Origin of the sequence: Cohnella sp. GCM10027633 (genome assembly GCF_042675445.1) — a bacterium.
Classification (GTDB): domain Bacteria; phylum Bacillota; class Bacilli; order Paenibacillales; family Paenibacillaceae; genus Cohnella.
This window is the reverse complement of the sequence record NZ_JBHTGV010000008.1, coordinates 112,028-128,678: the sequence shown is the minus strand read 5'-3', so window position 1 is coordinate 128,678 and position 16,651 is coordinate 112,028. Positions and strand designations below refer to the sequence as shown.

General features: G+C 56.0%; 16 protein-coding genes and 1 tRNA gene. 3 read left to right on the top strand and 14 right to left on the bottom strand.

Going from position 1 to position 16,651, the window contains the following annotated elements:
* Positions 1–149: 149 nt before the first annotated feature.
* From ACFQZG_RS18430 to ACFQZG_RS18410, 5 genes are all read right to left on the bottom strand, one after another.
* Positions 150–398, bottom strand: coding sequence for a hypothetical protein (locus ACFQZG_RS18430; RefSeq protein ID WP_378155122.1), 249 nt, complete (start codon positions 396–398; stop codon positions 150–152).
* A gap of 24 nt (positions 399–422) precedes the next feature.
* The gene (locus ACFQZG_RS18425; RefSeq protein ID WP_378155120.1) at positions 423–794 is read right to left on the bottom strand and encodes a hypothetical protein; all 372 of its coding nucleotides are present in this window, start codon (positions 792–794) and stop codon (positions 423–425) included.
* Positions 795–1,198: 404 nt separating this feature from the next.
* Complete coding sequence (locus tag ACFQZG_RS18420) at positions 1,199–2,938, bottom strand: hypothetical protein (RefSeq protein WP_378155118.1); 1,740 nt, start codon at positions 2,936–2,938, stop codon at positions 1,199–1,201.
* Positions 2,935–3,528, bottom strand: a complete 594-nt coding sequence (locus ACFQZG_RS18415) for a CHC2 zinc finger domain-containing protein (protein ID WP_378155116.1) — start codon at positions 3,526–3,528, stop codon at positions 2,935–2,937. Before ACFQZG_RS18415 ends, ACFQZG_RS18420 begins: the two co-directional genes overlap by 4 nt.
* Positions 3,529–3,546: 18 nt before the next feature.
* Entirely contained in the window at positions 3,547–3,777 is a 231-nt protein-coding gene (locus ACFQZG_RS18410) for a helix-turn-helix domain-containing protein (protein ID WP_378155114.1), read from the bottom strand.
* A gap of 89 nt (positions 3,778–3,866) precedes the next feature.
* Here ACFQZG_RS18410 and ACFQZG_RS18405 point away from each other — a divergent pair, with 89 nt between their 5' ends.
* Together ACFQZG_RS18405 and ACFQZG_RS18400 are read left to right on the top strand one after the other, a co-directional pair.
* Positions 3,867–4,847: a hypothetical protein gene (locus ACFQZG_RS18405; protein ID WP_378155112.1), complete on the top strand. Its 981-nt coding sequence runs from the start codon at positions 3,867–3,869 to the stop codon at positions 4,845–4,847.
* On the top strand, positions 4,840–6,009 hold the full coding sequence (locus ACFQZG_RS18400; protein WP_378155111.1) for a tyrosine-type recombinase/integrase: 1,170 nt from the start codon (positions 4,840–4,842) through the stop codon (positions 6,007–6,009). The genes ACFQZG_RS18405 and ACFQZG_RS18400 overlap by 8 nt, the downstream gene beginning before the upstream one ends.
* A 155-nt stretch (positions 6,010–6,164) precedes the next feature.
* Here the strand turns inward: ACFQZG_RS18400 and ACFQZG_RS18395 are convergent.
* Together ACFQZG_RS18395 and nrdR are read right to left on the bottom strand one after the other, a co-directional pair.
* A tRNA-Ala gene (locus ACFQZG_RS18395) sits at positions 6,165–6,240 on the bottom strand.
* A gap of 68 nt (positions 6,241–6,308) precedes the next feature.
* Complete coding sequence (nrdR, locus tag ACFQZG_RS18390; protein ID WP_378155110.1) at positions 6,309–6,779, bottom strand: transcriptional regulator NrdR; 471 nt, start codon at positions 6,777–6,779, stop codon at positions 6,309–6,311.
* A gap of 118 nt (positions 6,780–6,897) precedes the next feature.
* Here nrdR and ACFQZG_RS18385 point away from each other — a divergent pair, with 118 nt between their 5' ends.
* On the top strand, positions 6,898–7,101 hold the full coding sequence (locus tag ACFQZG_RS18385) for an alpha/beta-type small acid-soluble spore protein (RefSeq protein ID WP_378155109.1): 204 nt from the start codon (positions 6,898–6,900) through the stop codon (positions 7,099–7,101).
* An 89-nt stretch (positions 7,102–7,190) separates the two neighbouring features.
* On the opposite strand, the gene ACFQZG_RS18380 is transcribed toward ACFQZG_RS18385, so the two are convergent.
* From ACFQZG_RS18380 to ACFQZG_RS18350, 7 genes are all read right to left on the bottom strand, one after another.
* Positions 7,191–7,763: a lytic transglycosylase domain-containing protein gene (locus ACFQZG_RS18380; protein ID WP_378155107.1), complete on the bottom strand. Its 573-nt coding sequence runs from the start codon at positions 7,761–7,763 to the stop codon at positions 7,191–7,193.
* On the bottom strand, positions 7,760–8,356 hold the full coding sequence (gene coaE / locus ACFQZG_RS18375) for a dephospho-CoA kinase (protein WP_378155105.1): 597 nt from the start codon (positions 8,354–8,356) through the stop codon (positions 7,760–7,762). The genes ACFQZG_RS18380 and coaE overlap by 4 nt, the downstream gene beginning before the upstream one ends.
* Before the next feature lie 13 nt (positions 8,357–8,369).
* On the bottom strand, positions 8,370–9,074 hold the full coding sequence (locus tag ACFQZG_RS18370) for an MntP/YtaF family protein (protein ID WP_378155103.1): 705 nt from the start codon (positions 9,072–9,074) through the stop codon (positions 8,370–8,372).
* 135 nt (positions 9,075–9,209) lie between these two features.
* Positions 9,210–10,118, bottom strand: coding sequence for a DNA-formamidopyrimidine glycosylase (mutM, locus tag ACFQZG_RS18365; RefSeq protein WP_378155101.1), 909 nt, complete (start codon positions 10,116–10,118; stop codon positions 9,210–9,212).
* 35 nt (positions 10,119–10,153) lie between these two features.
* Positions 10,154–12,823, bottom strand: coding sequence for a DNA polymerase I (polA, locus tag ACFQZG_RS18360; RefSeq protein WP_378155099.1), 2,670 nt, complete (start codon positions 12,821–12,823; stop codon positions 10,154–10,156).
* Between the two features lie 130 nt (positions 12,824–12,953).
* A complete protein-coding gene (locus ACFQZG_RS18355) occupies positions 12,954–14,201 on the bottom strand; it encodes an EAL domain-containing protein (protein ID WP_378155097.1) in 1,248 nt (415 codons plus the stop codon).
* A complete protein-coding gene (locus ACFQZG_RS18350) occupies positions 14,201–16,525 on the bottom strand; it encodes a GGDEF domain-containing protein (protein ID WP_378155095.1) in 2,325 nt (774 codons plus the stop codon). Before ACFQZG_RS18350 ends, ACFQZG_RS18355 begins: the two co-directional genes overlap by 1 nt.
* Between the last annotated feature and the right edge of the window lie 126 nt (positions 16,526–16,651).

The following is a 16,651-nucleotide window of genomic DNA, read 5'->3' as shown; positions in this document are numbered from 1 at the left end:
CTCATTTAGCGTTTATCTGCCTCATCCTGCCAATTATATCAAATACTTCGCTTGCAATTCGACAACTTTGTAAAGTTTACTGCGCAACTTGACAATGACAAAAAAAGAAACCGCTATACTGGTTTTAATAAACCAAATAGCGGTTCTTTTTACTCTTCGTCAGGATCTACAAACCGGACAATGCCAATGTTATCACAATGCCATGGTCCATCCTTTAATTGAGCTGCGAACTGATTCGGCTCGCTCAGCCTTCTTTTAATGACTTCTATTCTATCCTCTAACACATCCCGTGGAGCCGTACACTTGATACTTCTGCCAAACGGACAAGCCGCATCGTAAGGGCAATTGCCGGCACCTCTTAAGCTCTCGCCGATTGCCTTTAGAATAATTTTTTTCATAACCGCCCCGCCTTCCGTATCGGTTTACCACTTAAGCTTCTGCAAACGTTCAGCAACGCGTTCGATAACGTGTTCGTCAGATATCTCTTGGTGAATGATTAACGTTATTTGTTGAACGACGGTTTGAACTTCCGCGACTTGTAACACGTATTTCTCACCATGCTCAATCTTGTTCAGTCGCTCGATATCTCGGGCAACTTTTTCCGAAAGATCGGCAAGGAACCGCAAATCATCTTGAGTCATCTCTGACCCGAGCTGATTTAGCCGGCCCAGAATAAGAGCCTGTTTAAACGCGATTTGCTGGCGAAGATTAACCAGTTCCGGGTCGTTCACAAGCGACTGTACAACTTCGGCCAACGAATGCTTGGCGTACTTGCTGTACAGTCCGTGCTTCACGGGAGATGCCCCTCCATGCAGCTTGCACTTCCCGACACCAACATGATGCGTCCCCCAGCCAGCAGGACGATTACATGGTGATCCGCTTTTGGTTTTCGCTTCGCAACGGCTCGTCATGGAGTATCCCCCTGAGTAATAGTGTCATGGGCTATTGCCCCCACTTCCTTCTGGGAGTGGGTTGTTTCGAAAATACGTATGGTACGCTGTTAAATCGTAAATCGTCCGTTTGCCGTTTGTATAGCTGACGGTTGGCGTTCGTAGTAGCATAACGAGCTGCGGCTTGTACATTCGCACCGCATAAAGGAGGGGGTCGGGGGGGCGCTTGCTTAGTCGAAGATTGGAACCCTCGACCGTCACGGATACCCCAGCGACTTCTAGCTCATCGATCAACCTCCGGATGTCGCTCATATCAGAATCGATTCGTCACTAGAGGAAGTTTCGAAACTATCCTCAGCATCGTCAGGATCGTCGTATTCTTTGATGCGACTGGGTTTATCACCTGACGATACATTCTGAACATCGTCAGTCTGACGATAATTGTCCACATCCATCATCGTGATCGTCAGAATATCGTCAGTCCCGAACCCTTGAATTGTTACACTTTCTGACGATTCTGAGGGTACTGACGATGTGGATTCTACTCTTTCTAATCTCAACTTTCTCCCGCGCTCGGAGTGTCCCAAGTCGTAGTAATTGATCCCCTTCGAGCGAAGTGCCGATGAGACCCGCTTGAGCCTGCCGCTGATCTTTCTGTCGGACGGCCAAGATCTGCTCTTTCGCGTAGAGTCATCTGCGTAATGATTCAGAGCAGCAAGAAGATCCCTCGGTGTTCCTACCCAGTCTTTTCGCTCAGCCATCATCAGCCTTACAGCCGCTGCAACGGGGTCAGCTTCTAGCCCCTGACTAACCGCTGAAATGATGTTATCGCCGTAAGCCTTCATAAAATCACCCTTCTGCCAACCCAGTGCCTCTTCTGCCGCCGTTGCCCAGAGCGCAAAGTCAGCCATACGTGGCTTTTTCATTAGCTTCGTTTTGGGAAGCTCCCTCATCGCCCCGCTGACGGCCGTAAGCAGCGCCCCGAGTATGCTAGGTTTTCTTAGCTCAAAGCTCTCCCAGAAAGTCGATTCGTCGCTCCGTTTCTCTTCCGGAATAGAAGGAAGGTTCACCAAGATAGACCGACTTACGAGATCCTGCCGGGTAGCGATGTCGTCAATGCCATTGATGATTACCGGTCGGCGAACGTTGAATATGGCTTCCTCATCATCGGTGTGAAGCTTCCTTGTCGCCAAACCTCCCCCAGTGGCGAGCTTACAAACTGCGTCGCTCATCTGATTCGAGATTCCTGAAAGGTTGTCGTAGGTAAGTATGTGGGCGTTTGTAGCTGCTATTGCCAAGTCCCTTTCATCCTTAGGGAACGTCCTAAGTGGCGCTGTCGACGGGTCGATCAGCGATTTGATCACTCGACTTGTCGTACTCTTCGCACTCCCTTGCTCTCCTTGAAGCGTCAGGACAGGGTAAGGGCTTTCTGGTTGAAAAGCGGCGATCATCCACGCCACAATGAGCCGGAAATCTTCTTCCGTTTCGAAGTTTATGAAAGGTCTAAGTTCATCCACCGTTCCCTCTGACGACGGAGTCGGAAGAGCAGACATTCCCTTCGCCCTACGAAACCGAACTGGCGAATCATTCACGATTTTCCACCCCGAAATCGTGATCTCGACCACTTGCCACTTCTCGTTGCATAAGTCGAGATAAATCGTATCGTTCAACTTCGCGATGCGTGTGAATACGGGTAGCTTCTGTCCCTCGAATTGGGCTATTGCTTCGAGTACACGCAGCGCATCCGACATCGCTTGATTGCCTGGGGGCTTCTCTGTCGAATGATAAAAAGTACGTGTCAACCAGGAGCAAAAAGCCTTCGACCGGATTGGCCACGTCTCGTAATGACCATTGACCGGAACCCGCGCGTAAAAGTCATCATCTGGCGTATGGAAAAGCTGTGCAGGTTTTGCCATCTGTACGAGCAGTTTCGCCTGTGAAGTCTTCTCTTCTTTTGACTCTTCTTTTGGAACAGTAGAGTCATATGTTGTCGCCTTCATCTTGGCGGCCTTTTCTTTTTCCACCTTCATCCATTCCACAGCATTCAACCCGTCCCCCCCCCTTCCCAGAACCGCAGGTATAGTCCTTTCAAATATCCCGGAATTCTATCGTGTAGCGCCTTAAGGGATACGTAATTCAATTCGTCAATCCAGGCGTACCAGTACTCCAATTTCATGAGCTCAGTACACATCTCCCGCTCAGTCTCAGTTTGAGTGGTAGAGAAAAACAACTCTTCCAACTCGAAAAGCCAAGTTCCGATCAGGAGCTTCAATTCGCATCTTTTTTTGTCAAGGAACCAATCCACTTCCTGCTGACTCGGCTCGTATTCAACGAAATCGTCGACGTTGTAAAATTCCGCCAATTGTCGAATCGCGTTGCCTTTGCTTTCCCGGTTGAAGTGAGCCCATAGATCGATGACGTCGCCATGCTTCCCACAACCGAAGCACTTGAAATGCCCCGAATCGCCGTAAATGATGAAGGAGGGTGTGCGTTCGGAATGGTATGGGCATAGCCCTTTATATCGACTTCCGAACTTTCGTAGTTGCATAAATCTTCCGGCAACATCGACGATGCTGATCTGGTTCTTGATACCGTCTATAAGACGGTTCAGATCAACAAGCTTTGAATGATTGCTCATGCACCGCGCTCCCGCCCCCTATAGGGATATGTTGCCGCTCAACCACGAGTCAATAACGTCGCGGTGGAAGATGATCCTGCGCCTTACCCGCACGAACGGTATCTGCTGTTCACGGACCATAGTATAGATGCAGTCCGTCGATACCCCGAGCATTACGGCCACTTCGTTTACCGATAGGGTGACCTTCAACGACGGGTATTGCGGCAAAGTTGCTTCTATGCCGATTGTTTCGTTTACAAATAGCTTCATTTCGAGCCAGTCCTTTCCTTAGTATTGGAATATGTTGTAGTCCTTCCAAATTGAGTATATAATCTGAGGAGAAGAGAAAATACGCATGAATGCTTACTTTTATGCTTACTAATCCGGAGGCGGATATGCATACTCTCCTAGCACAAAAAAGCGTGACTCGTGTCTTGGTCTACGCTGACTACGAAATCATAACTTGTGAAAGTCTGGAGGATATCTCGGAGAGATACAGGCCGTTGTGGCGTTTCTTTGGTGGTCAAATCCCTGATGGCCTTTCGTTTGTGGCATTTCTCGCCTTTTTTGACGAATATCATAATTCATTTGATTACAATGCCACAAAAGGCGATCCAATAAGTTTAGTACTCCCTACAGCTGATGCTGTTACCCAGCTCCTCGAAGGAAAGCCGGGGAAATCCTACGATCCAATGACGATCACTGGAATGCACACTCATTTTAGTAAAATCAAGGATAATGCTAGCCTGCTTCAGTTCTGTCGCAAATTCGGAATCCCATTTGGGTTATCTCCATCGTTACGGAGTCATTTCGGAAAGTTCCTGACATCTGAAGATATTCTTATTCAGCTTCAACCTGCCAACGTCATCTTTAATGAAAGCAAACATATCTTCGACTTAATGAAGCTATGGAAGGCTGTTTGTGAGAAGGACGAGAAGTATATTCGAACAAATTGGTGGGAATACGAACAAATCTACAAGGCCAACATCAACAATGCTAATTCGACTGATCTTTGGTTTGACCGAGCAATAATTGTTCTAAACGCACTGTTGAAGAACGAATTTGACGGACAAACGATTACCCGGCGAATTAACAAGCAGGTACATAGCTTTATTGGGTTTCGCGATCTTCGTTGCTACTTGTATTACCTTGTTAAGAGATCGATCGCAATAGAGCATCTATATAGAGAATGTCCACATTGCCATGCTCTTTTCGAGGTTGACCATATGAAAAGACAATACTGCCCCCCGATTTCAGGACACGGACGCAGCTCATGCGAGAACGCATTCAACCAAATGCAACATAGAAAAAATAAAGCAAGGGAGGATGCTGATGGCTAACATACAAAAACGTGGCGACGGCTCATATTTCCTTACGGTGAGCTTGGGGAAGGGCGCTGACGGGAAATACATTCGTCGGACGAAGACGGTTCATTGTCGTACCAAAAAGGAAGCTGAAAGTGAATACGCTAAATTCCGGCAAGAAGTGGAGGCAGGGGCGTACATTGCCCCAGAGAAGAAGACATTCGGAGCGTTCGTTGAAGAATGGCGAGACAAGCATGCGACAAAGCAGCTAGAAGCATCGACGATCGAAGCTTATGCTTTTCAACTCCGCAATCACATTCTGCCGAAGATCGGGCATAAAAAGCTCTCGGACATCAAGTCCTTACATATTGTCGACCTGCTGGATTCAGTTCAAAAAGAAGGCAGCAGAATGGATGGTCGAGAAGGCGGATTATCTTCAACGAGCGCTAGATTCATCCATCGGATACTTAAGGATATATTCGCCCGCGCAGTAGAATGGCGAATCATCCAGACGAACCCAGTCGATACCGTAAAGCGTCCGAAAGTCGCACAACGAGAGTCAAGTGTGCTTGATGAAGAACAGGCCGCTAAATTATTTGATGCGCTGGAAAAGGAACCTTTCCTATGGAGGATGCTGATCACGCTCGCATTAACTACCGGGTTACGCCGCGGCGAGCTGCTTGCGTTAGAGTGGAAGCATATCGATTTGCAGAACGGAGTGCTGGAGGTTAGACAATCGCTTAGTCATGCGAACGGTAAAGCCATCATCAAGGAGCCTAAAACAAAAACCTCTGCGCGACGAGTGTCTCTACCTGCTTCACTGACATCGGAGCTTAAGCTGTACTATACCCATTGTCGGAAAGAGCGCCTGGCTCTAGGAGACGCATGGGAAGGCGGGGATCGCTTTTTCTTGTTCAGCGCAACGAACGGTAAATCGCTTTACCATACAGTGCCCGGAACATGGCTCCGTAGATTCATCAAGCGCCACAAACTTCCCCAGATTCGGTTCCATGATCTCCGGCATACATCCGCAACCTTGCTCATCAACCAAGGCGTGCACGCCAAGACAATCGCGGCTAGGCTAGGTCACGCAGACATCCGAACGACGATGAACATCTATGGTCACGCTCTACAATCTGCGGATCAAGCAGCCGCCGATAAGTTCGATTCCTTGCTTTCAAAGCGATCCAACGCATAATAAAATAGACGCATTGGCTCATCAACCAGCGCGTCTATTTTTATTTTACATCATATTTACATCAATGCAGTGGAAACAAACCTGTTTTCGTAAAATTAGTATGCTGTATTACAGCAAAAAACCCTTGATACACAAGGGTTTAGGAATGTCTGTATTGGTGGACCCTAGCGGGATCGAACCGCTGACCTCTTCGCTGCCAGCGAAGCGCTCTCCCAGCTGAGCTAAGGGCCCTTAATCGTGACGACAAAACTGAGTTTATCACACGCGCCAAGGGGCTGTCAATCGCATTTTTTGCGAATTTAGCGCCCCTCGATGCCGTGTTTGTTCATCAGTCCGTTCAGTTCCTTCATGAACATGTTAATGTCCTTGAATTGACGATACACGGACGCGAACCGCACGTACGCAACCTCGTCGACGTGGTACAGGCGTTCCATCAACAGCTCGCCGATCGTCCGGCTCTCGACTTCCGGCTGCGCCGTATTGCGCACGTCGCGCTCCACGTCGGAGACGATGACTTCCAGCTGCCCGACGGATACCGGACGCTTCTCGCACGCGCGCAGCAGTCCGCGCAGCAGCTTGTCCCGGCTGAACTCCTCGCGGCTGCCGTCCTTCTTGATGACCATCAGAGGCGTCTCCTCGATCGTCTCGAACGTCGTGAACCGGCGGCTGCACTTCTCGCACTCCCGGCGGCGGCGGATCGACTTGTTCTCGTTGGCAGGACGGGAATCCAATACCTTCGTACCGCTATAATCGCAATAAGGACATCTCATATCGTTTCCCGGGCTCCTTTGCCGACTACAAAAATAATGCGATTACCAACCCTTACCTTACATGTTCGGGCGCATTAAGCACATAATACGTTTACCAACCGCAAGGAGGTGAACAACAATGGCTAGCAGCAACACATTGGTCGTACCTCAAGCTACGGGCGCGCTGAACCAACTGAAATACGAAGCTGCCCAAGAACTCGGTATCGCGATTCCGCAGGACGGATACCAAGGCAACATGACCACGAAAGACAACGGATCGATCGGGGGCAGCATCACTCGCCACCTGGTTCAAATCGCCGAGCAACAACTTGCCGGCAGATAATCCGTATCGCAACAAGGAAAGCACTTAATAACAAGGGAGTCTTGAAGCGTCCGACGCTTCAGGGCTTCCTTTTCCTATTTTATCATGAATTACAGCGTTTCGTACAAGTTCGTATACTTCTTGTAATAATACAATACCCGCTGCACGTAATGCCGCGTCTCCCCGTACGGGATATCGCCCAGCTTCGCTTCCGTGCCGTCCCAGCGTCCTTCGTCCAACCATTGCCGCACCTTGCCCGGGCCCGCGTTATAGGCGGCAAGAGCCTTCGGCAGGCTTCCGTCGAACAGCCTGTGAAGCTCCTTCACGTACCACGCGCCCATCGTTATGCCGGCGTTCACGTCGGTTCCCGCCTGCTTGGCCGAGATTCGGCCGAGATCCGCCTGCTGTACGATCCACTCCGCGGTATTCGGCATGATCTGCATGATGCCGAGCGCGCCCTTATGCGACTCCGCCGTCGGCTTGTAATTCGATTCGACCCGGATAATGGCCGCGATGAGCAGTGGATCGAGATCGTACTTCGCCGCGCCGAGCTTAATCTCTTCCTTGTACGAGATCGGGTATATCCAACGTCCGATCCAATCCGACTGTATGAACAATACCGCAAGCACGATCAGCAGAAGCGGCAACAGCACCCGTCTGCGGCGCTTGTCCTTCTTCCTCATCCCAGCCCCCTGTCCCGCATCCAGCGTTCGACTTGTCGTTTCGTATGCTCGGAATTGCCCGCGTTATCGATGACGATGTCCGCCCGCGACTTCTTCTCCTCGATGTCCATCTGCGCGGAGAGCCGCTTCTCCGCGTCCTCGGCGCTCATCCCGTCGCGCTTCATCAGCCGACGCAATTGCTCGTCCCTCGGCACGTAGACGACCATCACTTCGTCGTAATACGACTCGAGTCCCGATTCGTACAGCAGCGGAACGTCCACGACGACGAGCTTCGACGGCTCTTCGCGTTCGTAATTCGCCATTCGTTCCTTCATGACCGAACGAATGGCCGGATGCGTAATGCTCTCGAGCGCTTTGCGTTCGCCTTCGTCGGCGAATACGATCGCGCCGAGCTTCTTCCGGTCCAGCGAGCCGTCCTCGCGCAACACGGCCTGTCCGAACCGCTCCGCGATCCGGGCCAGCGCGGGTTGCCCCGGTTCGACGATTTCCCGGGCAATTCGATCTAGATCGATCACGTTCGCTCCTCGTGCCGCAAGGAGGTTCGCCACCGTCGATTTGCCCGTGGCGATGCCTCCCGTTAATCCGATATTCATCGCATCTCGTCCTTTAGAACATTTTGAATACGCCCATCGCGATCAGAATAATGCCCGGAAGCATCGACAGCTGTCGAACCCAGCGCATCCCCGACGCCCAGAAGCCGACTCGCGTCCCCATCCAGAGGAACAAGCCGCTGGCGGCCGCGATGAGCACCGCCGTCATGTAAGGCGGAAATCCGACCAACGCCGCGCCGATGCCAGCGCCGAACGCGTCGAGCGACAGCGCGGCGCCGAGCAGGAACGCTTCGCCCGCGCTGATCGTGCCCGATCTGTCCATGTCCGCCACGGAAGGCGTACGAAGAATTTGAATCATGATGCCGAAGAGGCGCAGCTCCAGCGTCAGCACTGCGATGCGCTCAGGCGCATCGACCGATGTCGCGCCTGCAGGGATAACACCCTCGGCGCCCTCTTCCACGGCAGGCTGCTCCGCTTTCTCCGTCTCCCCGTTCGTCACGAACCTGTACAGCGCCCACGAACCGATCCCGATGAGAATGCCCGCGCCGATCATCGACGCCCCGTGCGGCGACAGCCAGCCCGACATCGCGACGCCGACCATCATCGATAACAGAATAATAAGTCCCGAACATACCGCGATAATGAAGATCGACAACGCCGGAATTTTGATTTTGCGGATTCCGTACGTAATGCCGACTCCGAAACCGTCCAGACTGACGGCGAACGCGAGCAGAATCAGCGAAGCAAGATGTGCCAGCATGACTGAAGTCCTCCTGCATGGATACGTTGCCCGCCCGTTCCGGGGCGGCCTACGTTCATCCTATGCACGATAAGGGAGGAATGCCCCGCCGCGCCCGCTCGATCGATCGATCAATTGATAAGAGCAGTCGCAACATTACTTCGTCTTGCCGTCCAGCCTGCGCTTCACCGCGTTGCTGCCGGGCGCTCTCGTTCCGGCGACGCTCTTGCGTTGCCCCCGCGGCTTCTGGCACGTCGGGCAAGTATGCGTCCCGCGGCCTCCGACGACGGATTTCTCGATCGCGCTCCCGCACGTATCGCACGGCTCCCCGGTTCTTCCGTAAGCGCGAAGGCGATGCTGGAACATGCCCATCTCGCCTTGCCCGTTCACGTACGATTTAATGGAAGAACCGCCCGCCTCCACGGCGGCCGACAGCGTGCGTACGATCGCCGCGTGAAGCCGCTCCAGCTCCTTCGGCTTCAGCGTGTTCGCTTCCGTCTCCGGATGAATGCCCGCTTCGTGCAGCGCCTCGTCCACATATATATTACCCAGTCCGACGATCACTTCTTGATTGAGCAGCAACGGCTTGATCTTCGTGGCGCGCTTGCCGAGCGCCCTGCGGAACCGCTCCGGCGTGAACGCTTCGTCCAGCGGCTCTACTCCAAGCTTATTCAGCGGCGGAGACGCTAATTCTTCCTCCGGCGCGAACAGATGCATCGTGCCGAACTGGCGCACGTCCTTATACCGCAGCTCCGTACCGTCGGTGAAGTGGAAGACGACGTGAGTATGCGGCTCCGCCGGCTCCTCCTGCTTATATAACCCGTATCGCCCTTCCATCCGCAGATGGGAGACGAGCACGAGTCCGTCCAGCAGCAGCCTCAGGAATTTCCCTCTTCGCTCGACCGACACGAACGTTCGGCCAGCAAGCTGCACTTCGAACAGATCCGGATCCGCCGGCCGCTGGATGATGCGGGGCAGCTTCACGCTGACCCGATCGATCCGCTTGCCCGCGATCAACTCGTTCAACGTCCTTCGTACCGTTTCGACCTCCGGCAATTCCGGCATCGCCCATGACCGCCTTTCTCGTCTTGATGCTGATCTTACTTCGCTTCGTACCAGTTCGTTCCCGCGCTCACGTCCGCTACTAGCGGAACGTCGAGCTGGATCGCCGACGCCATCGTCTCGGGCACGAGCTTCTCCATGATCGAAAGCTCCTCTTCCGGCACTTCGAATACGAGTTCGTCATGTACCTGCAGCAGCATGCGGCTCTTGAGGCCCCGTTCCCGGATCGCCTCGTTCATGCGTAGCATCGCCAGCTTGATGATGTCCGCTGCCGTGCCTTGGATCGGCGTATTCATCGCCGTGCGCTCCGCGAACGAACGCAAGTTGAAGTTGGAAGCGCGAATGTCCGCGAGATACCGTCTGCGTCCGAGCAGCGTCGTGACGTAGCCGTCCTTCCTCGCTTGCTCGACGATCGTGTCCATATAACGGCGAACGCCCGGGAACGCCTGAAAATATTGCTCGATGAACGTAGCGGCTTCTTTCCGGGTAATGTTCAGGTTCTGCGACAATCCGTAATCGCTGATGCCGTACACGATGCCGAAGTTGACCGCTTTCGCTTGCCTGCGCATGTTGGAGTCGACTTGGTCCGCCGATACGCCGAACACGTCCATCGCCGTCTTCGTATGGACGTCGAGCTCCTTCACGAACGCTTCCTTGAGCCCTTCGTCGCCGGAGATGTGCGCGAGCACTCGCAGCTCGATCTGCGAGTAGTCCGCCGCCAGAATGCGCCAGCCCGGCTCGGAAGGCACGAACGCCTTGCGAATCTGCCGGCCTTCCTCCATCCGAATCGGAATGTTCTGCAAGTTCGGATATTGGCTGGACAGCCGTCCGGTCGCCGCGATCGTCTGCCGGTAATACGTATGGATCTTGCCCGATTCCGGGCGGATTTCCTTCAGCAAGCCTTCGATATACGTCGACTGCAGCTTCGTCAGCTGGCGGTACAGGAGAATCTGGCGCACGATCTCGTGGTACGGCTCCAGCTTCTCGAGCACCTCCGCGTCGGTCGAGTATCCGGTCTTCGTCTTCTTGATGACAGGCAAACCGAGCTTCTCGAACAGCACTTCGCCGAGTTGCTTCGGGGAGCCGATATTGAACTCGAAGCCGGCGAGCCGATGGATCGTCGTCATCATCTCGTCGATGCGGCGCTCGAATTGAGAACCGAGTTCCTGCAGCGCCGACGCGTTAACGGATATCCCCTGCTTCTCCATGCCCGCGAGCACGATCGAGAGCGGCTGCTCCATCTCGTAGAACAGCTCGTGCATGCCGAGCTCCTCGAGCTTCGCGGACTGCGACGGCTTGAGCCGGCGAATCGCGTCCGCTTTCGCGGCGATATGCGCGGCGAGCTTGTCCGCGTCCGGCAGCTGGAACTTCGCGCCCTTGCCGAAGATCGATTCGTCCGACGGAATGGACGATAACCCTTGCTTGACGAGCAAGGCGTTCAGCGTCAGATCGGTATCCGTCGGATCGAGCACGTAGGCCGCCATCTGCGCGTCGAACGCTTGTCCCTTCAACGCGACACCAGACCATGCCAAGACGAGCTCCGTCCGATGGAAGTCGTAGCCCGTCTTCGGCGCATCCGCGTTGCCGAGCCAGGCGACGAGCGGCTTCGCGTCGTCCGTCTTCAGCAGCGCGTACGGCAGCGTATAGACGCGCGCTCCCGCGGCGATCGCGACGCCGACTCCTTCGCTCTGGTGCGGGTTATCTCCGATCGCTTCCACGTAGAACGACTCCGCCGATGACAGCGCGTCGTTCAACCCGCTCCAGCCTTCGACGTCTACGCGAACGACCTCGAACGCCGCCGCCTGCTCTACGTCTTCCGCGTCGATAACATCCGCTCCGCCCAGATCGAGCCGCTCGACGAGCGACTTGAATTCCAGCTTGCGCAGCGCGGCGCCGAGCGCGCCCTTGTCATAGCCGGCATAGGCCACGTCGTCCAGCGAATGCTCCAGGGGCACTTCGCGGAAGATCGTCGCCAGCTCCTTGCTCATTCGCGCGCTGTCTTGATGCTCGGCGACCTTCTCCCCGAGCTTGCCCTTGATATCTCCGGCGTGCGACAGCACGTTCTCCACCGTTCCGTATTCGTGCAACAGCTTGAGCGCCGTCTTCTCGCCGACGCCCGGAATGCCCGGAATATTATCGCTCGTATCGCCCATGAGCCCTTTGAGATCGATGATCTGGTTCGGCGTAAGGCCGTATCGTTCCCCGATCGCGGCCGGACTGTAACGCTCCACTTCGGTGACGCCTTTGCGCGTGAGCAGCACGGTTACCCGATCGCTCGCCAACTGCAGCAAGTCCTTATCCCCGGATACGACGACGACTTCGCGCTCCTGCGCCTCCGCTTGCTTCGACAGCGTGCCGATGATGTCGTCGGCCTCGTAGCCCGCGATCTCGAACTGGGAGATCGAGAACGCTTTGAGCAGCTCCTTCAGGACGGGGAACTGTTCCTTCAGCTCCGGCGGCGTCTTCTCGCGTCCGCCTTTATACTCCGCATAGCCCTCGTGCCGGAACGTCACCTTGCCAGCGTCGAACGCCACGAGCACGTGCGTGGGTTTCTCTTCCTCGAGCACCTTGAGCAGCATCGTCGTGAAGCCGAATATCGCGTTCGTCTGCAGTCCGCTGCTGTTCGTCAGCGGTGGCAACGCGAAAAACGCGCGGAATACGATACTGTTCCCGTCGATCAGCAATAGCTTGTCCGTTCCTTTAGCCATGACCTTAGCCCACCTCGCCAGCGACTTATAAACAATCATACAGCCATTTTACCATAGTGGGACGGGGGTCGCACGACTGCGATCGTATCCAATTCCGAGGCATGCTCCACCCAGACAAGAAAAAACCGGCTTACCCGATGGGCAAGCCGGCTGATTTCTCGTTGACGGGCTGCTCGCTCGGACGGCCGATCCAATAGCCCTGGCCGAAGTCGAACCCCATCGCGCGCAGCAGTCGCATCTCTTCGGGACGTTCGATCCCTTCCGCCACCGTGCGGATGTTCATCTTCTTCGCGAAGCGGACGAACGTGCGCAGCATATGCTTCTTCATGTCGTCCTTGTCCGCGTCGCGCACCAAGGAACGGTCGATCTTGATGTAGTCGGGATTCAGCTCCACGATCGACTGCAGCGACGAGTATCCCGCTCCCGCGTCGTCGATCGCGATTTCGTAGCCTTGGCTGCGGTAGTGCGCCAATATTTTCTTCGCGGCGTCGAAGTCGTCGATGGAGCTTCGTTCCGTCAGCTCGAAGACGACCTGGCCCGGATGCAGCCCCCGCTCCGTCAACCATCGGATCGTCTGTCCGGAGACGAAGTGCGGATCGTTCATGATGCCCATCGTCACGTTGATGAAGATTTTCTGCATCGGGCCTAGCGGCGGGCAATGCCGGATCGCCTTCTCCCTCGCCAACCGGTCGAGAGCGAACGCTTGGCCTCGCTCCTCGGCGAACCGGAACAGCGACAGCGGCCCGTCGAACAACGAATCTTGCGGGCAGCGGGTCAGCGCTTCGTAACCGAACACCCTGCCGTCGCCCAGACGGACGATCGGCTGATAGACGCTGCGGATGCTGGCGTCGCGAAGCAATTGGTCCAGCTCGTCTTGCAACGCGGAATGCCGAGCGCCTTCGAAGGCCGCGTTCGCCGCGACCGCCGCCTTCATCTGGGCCGATACGCGCATGACGCCCTCGTAGACGATATCTCGCGCTTCGCGGCGGCTCCAGCCTTGCAGCAGCGTATAGCCGATCCCCCGTTCCCGGTTGCCAACGGCCGTACGCGATGCCGATCTCGTCGAAGCTCCGGAACGGAGTCCGATGACGTCGCGAATTCTGTCCACGATCCCTTGCAAGTACGCGTCCGTCTCCTTCTCGGACAGCTGCTCGGGAACGTCGGCATAGAGCCAGAGGTGCCCGCCGATCTCGTCGCCGAACCACAGATCTTCCCTGCCCATTGCGCGCGAGATCCATAACGGCCAGTCGAAGCCGACCTCCGCGTCTCCGGACGGATTCGGGACGACCGCCCCGAGGTCGACGCCGATCATGCCGAGCCTCTCCCGTCTGTCCGCCTGCTGCGGCAAACGCTCTATTCCGAACCAAGATACTGCCATCAGGTTACACTCCATTCTGCGTATGCCGAATCCGCGACTTCCCAGACGAGGGAATTGCCCTTCGTCTGTTTCGACTTCTTCTTGAGATGGGCGGAGCGGCCGGACACCGTCTCCGGCGTCCAGCCTTCGCTGGATTCGAACAGCAGCAACGACAGCGATAACGACAGTCCCGCCCCCTCCACCGGCTGCCCGTTCCGGTCGTAGACGACGCCCGTCTTCTTGCCGCCGACGAACGTGCCGATACCGCTCTCGAACCGCTTCAGCGTCTGCCTGGCCGCCGCGACAGGATCGGCGTACACGGTCATGACGATGAAGTCGTCGCCGCCGACGTGGCCGACGAAGCATTCGCCGCTCTCCTTCGGGTCGTAATCCCGTACGCCTTCGGACAACACTTCCGCCGTGTAGCGGATCACTTCGTCGCCGTTATGGAAGCCGTACTGGTCGTTATACCACTTGAAGTGATCGAGATCCGCATACCATATCGCGAAAGCTTTCCCTTCCGCGAGCCTTCGGATCAGCTCCCGCTGTATCGGCACGTTGCCCGGAAGCCCGGTGAGCGGATTGGCCCACTGCGCGAATTCCACCCGCGTCCGGGTCACCCACTCGAGCATCGCTTGAACGAAGACGATGCCCGACAATTTGCCGCCTCGCGTCACGATGACCGCATCGTACAGCTTGTCGGGTTCCCGCGCCATCGCCATCTGCGACACTTGGTCGATCGACACCGATTCGTCCGCGCGCATCGGGTGGGCGTCCATGATTTTGCCGACGGGCCGGTTCCAGTAGAGCGGAAGTCCGAACTGTCCCGACAGCAGCTGATGCAATCTCTCCTTCATGATAAGACCGACCGGCGTCTCGTTCTCGATGATGACGATCGCTTGGGTTTCGCGATGCAGCTCGAAGTATCTGGAGATCTCCGATACGAGCGTCTCGCGAGGGAATTGGATGACCGGTATCGCGAGCTGGGACAGTGAGCCCGTCGCCCCGCGGTACCGCCTTTGCACTTCCGCGCGGATGCGGCTCTGAATGTGCGGCGATACGGCGGCTTGTCCCGTTCTTAATTGCTCTTCCCCGATCCATGCCCCGAGCCCGTAGCTGAGACCGCTGGCCACGAGCAACGGCAGCGTCTCCTCCCGGTTCACCCCGTCGGCGATCAGAACGATCTGCTCCTTGCGGGCGAGCGTCGTCATCGCCTGAAGCAGGCTCTCCTCGACCGGTCCCGGAGAACCGTCTCCGATGCCGCTCAGGCTGATCAGCGAATAATCCGGCTGGAGCGAGATCATGCGGTGCAGATCCGATCGGCTAGCCGTTATGCCCGACAGCGCGATGCGGAAGCCTTGCATGCGGTAATGCCCTAACGCCGCCTTCAATGCCGCGCCTTGCTCCTCATCCCCGCCGAACAGCACGAGCACGACGTGCTCGGGACGCAAGCCGGCGGACTCGATTCGCCGCAGCGTGCTGCCCGCGTACAGCCTCGTGTCGAACACGACGCTCGCCGGAACCGGCAAGAACAGCTTCACGTCCCCGTTCCGCGACGGGAACCCTCGAATCGCCGCCTCGCGGAACGCCCGATCCGACTCGAACAACAGTCCGGCGTCGTTCGCGTCGCGGTAGAATTCGTTCAGATCGATGCGGGCGCCGCTCGATTGGTCGTAAGGCACCGCTTCGTATCCGTACAGCGAGCCGTCCAATAACGACACGATCGGCGCATACCTCGCTTCGATCGACGTCGCGCTCCGGTGCGACGGCGCGCGTTCCCCGTCGGCTACGACGAACCGCAGCTCCTGGTTGTCCGGACCGAACATTCGGCCGATGGCCGATTCGACCGCGCGCAACACCTTCGCGCACGCTTGATCGAAGCCGGCTAACGCCTCTTCGCCCGGCTTCGCGATCCAACCGAAGCCGTGCCGCAGCCGATTGACGCGTTGGCTCAGATCCAGACGCCCCCGGTCGGCGTGCTTCGACGTGAACCGGGCGAACAGACTATCGCGCAGCGCGTACGTCAGCCTGCCGGCTTCGATCTCCTCCTGCCCCGGCTCCTCCGGCTCTTCCGGCGATAACGACACCGCCACGATCAACGTCGCCCCCGTCTGCGTCCATCCGAGCACGGCGTTCGTCAGCTTGGCGAATCGCATCGCCGAGGCGCGCAACAATCGTTCGATGCGCAGGCAAACGTCCGCAGGCTCGGTCATGTCCCTCTGTCCCTGCCCCTCCGCTTCGCAACGCACGACGAAGATGCCGCACGCGAGAGGACTTTCGACTTTCGCGAGCTTGCTCATCCAATCGGTGAAATCCCGGTTCAACCATCCGTTAGACTTGTCCATCGCGATCGGCTCCTGAATATTCCATATGAATACGATCATAGTGCATAGAGATTAATTCTTGAGACCTAATCCGTTAACGCAGTGTAAAAAAGAGCCCATCCGTTGCCGGATCGACTCTTTCGTTAT

Coding starts and splice junctions, on each gene's coding strand:
- ACFQZG_RS18430 (WP_378155122.1), bottom strand. CDS start 398: ATGAAAAAAATTATTCTAAAGGCAATCGGCGAGAGCTTAAGAGGTGCC.
- ACFQZG_RS18415 (WP_378155116.1), bottom strand. CDS start 3,528: ATGAGCAATCATTCAAAGCTTGTTGATCTGAACCGTCTTATAGACGGT.
- ACFQZG_RS18410 (WP_378155114.1), bottom strand. CDS start 3,777: ATGAAGCTATTTGTAAACGAAACAATCGGCATAGAAGCAACTTTGCCG.
- ACFQZG_RS18405 (WP_378155112.1), top strand. CDS start 3,867: ATGCTTACTTTTATGCTTACTAATCCGGAGGCGGATATGCATACTCTC.
- ACFQZG_RS18400 (WP_378155111.1), top strand. CDS start 4,840: ATGGCTAACATACAAAAACGTGGCGACGGCTCATATTTCCTTACGGTG.
- nrdR (WP_378155110.1), bottom strand. CDS start 6,779: ATGAGATGTCCTTATTGCGATTATAGCGGTACGAAGGTATTGGATTCC.
- ACFQZG_RS18385 (WP_378155109.1), top strand. CDS start 6,898: ATGGCTAGCAGCAACACATTGGTCGTACCTCAAGCTACGGGCGCGCTG.
- ACFQZG_RS18380 (WP_378155107.1), bottom strand. CDS start 7,763: ATGAGGAAGAAGGACAAGCGCCGCAGACGGGTGCTGTTGCCGCTTCTG.
- coaE (WP_378155105.1), bottom strand. CDS start 8,356: ATGAATATCGGATTAACGGGAGGCATCGCCACGGGCAAATCGACGGTG.
- ACFQZG_RS18370 (WP_378155103.1), bottom strand. CDS start 9,074: ATGCTGGCACATCTTGCTTCGCTGATTCTGCTCGCGTTCGCCGTCAGT.
- mutM (WP_378155101.1), bottom strand. CDS start 10,118: ATGCCGGAATTGCCGGAGGTCGAAACGGTACGAAGGACGTTGAACGAG.
- polA (WP_378155099.1), bottom strand. CDS start 12,823: ATGGCTAAAGGAACGGACAAGCTATTGCTGATCGACGGGAACAGTATC.
- ACFQZG_RS18355 (WP_378155097.1), bottom strand. CDS start 14,201: ATGGCAGTATCTTGGTTCGGAATAGAGCGTTTGCCGCAGCAGGCGGAC.
- ACFQZG_RS18350 (WP_378155095.1), bottom strand. CDS start 16,525: ATGGACAAGTCTAACGGATGGTTGAACCGGGATTTCACCGATTGGATG.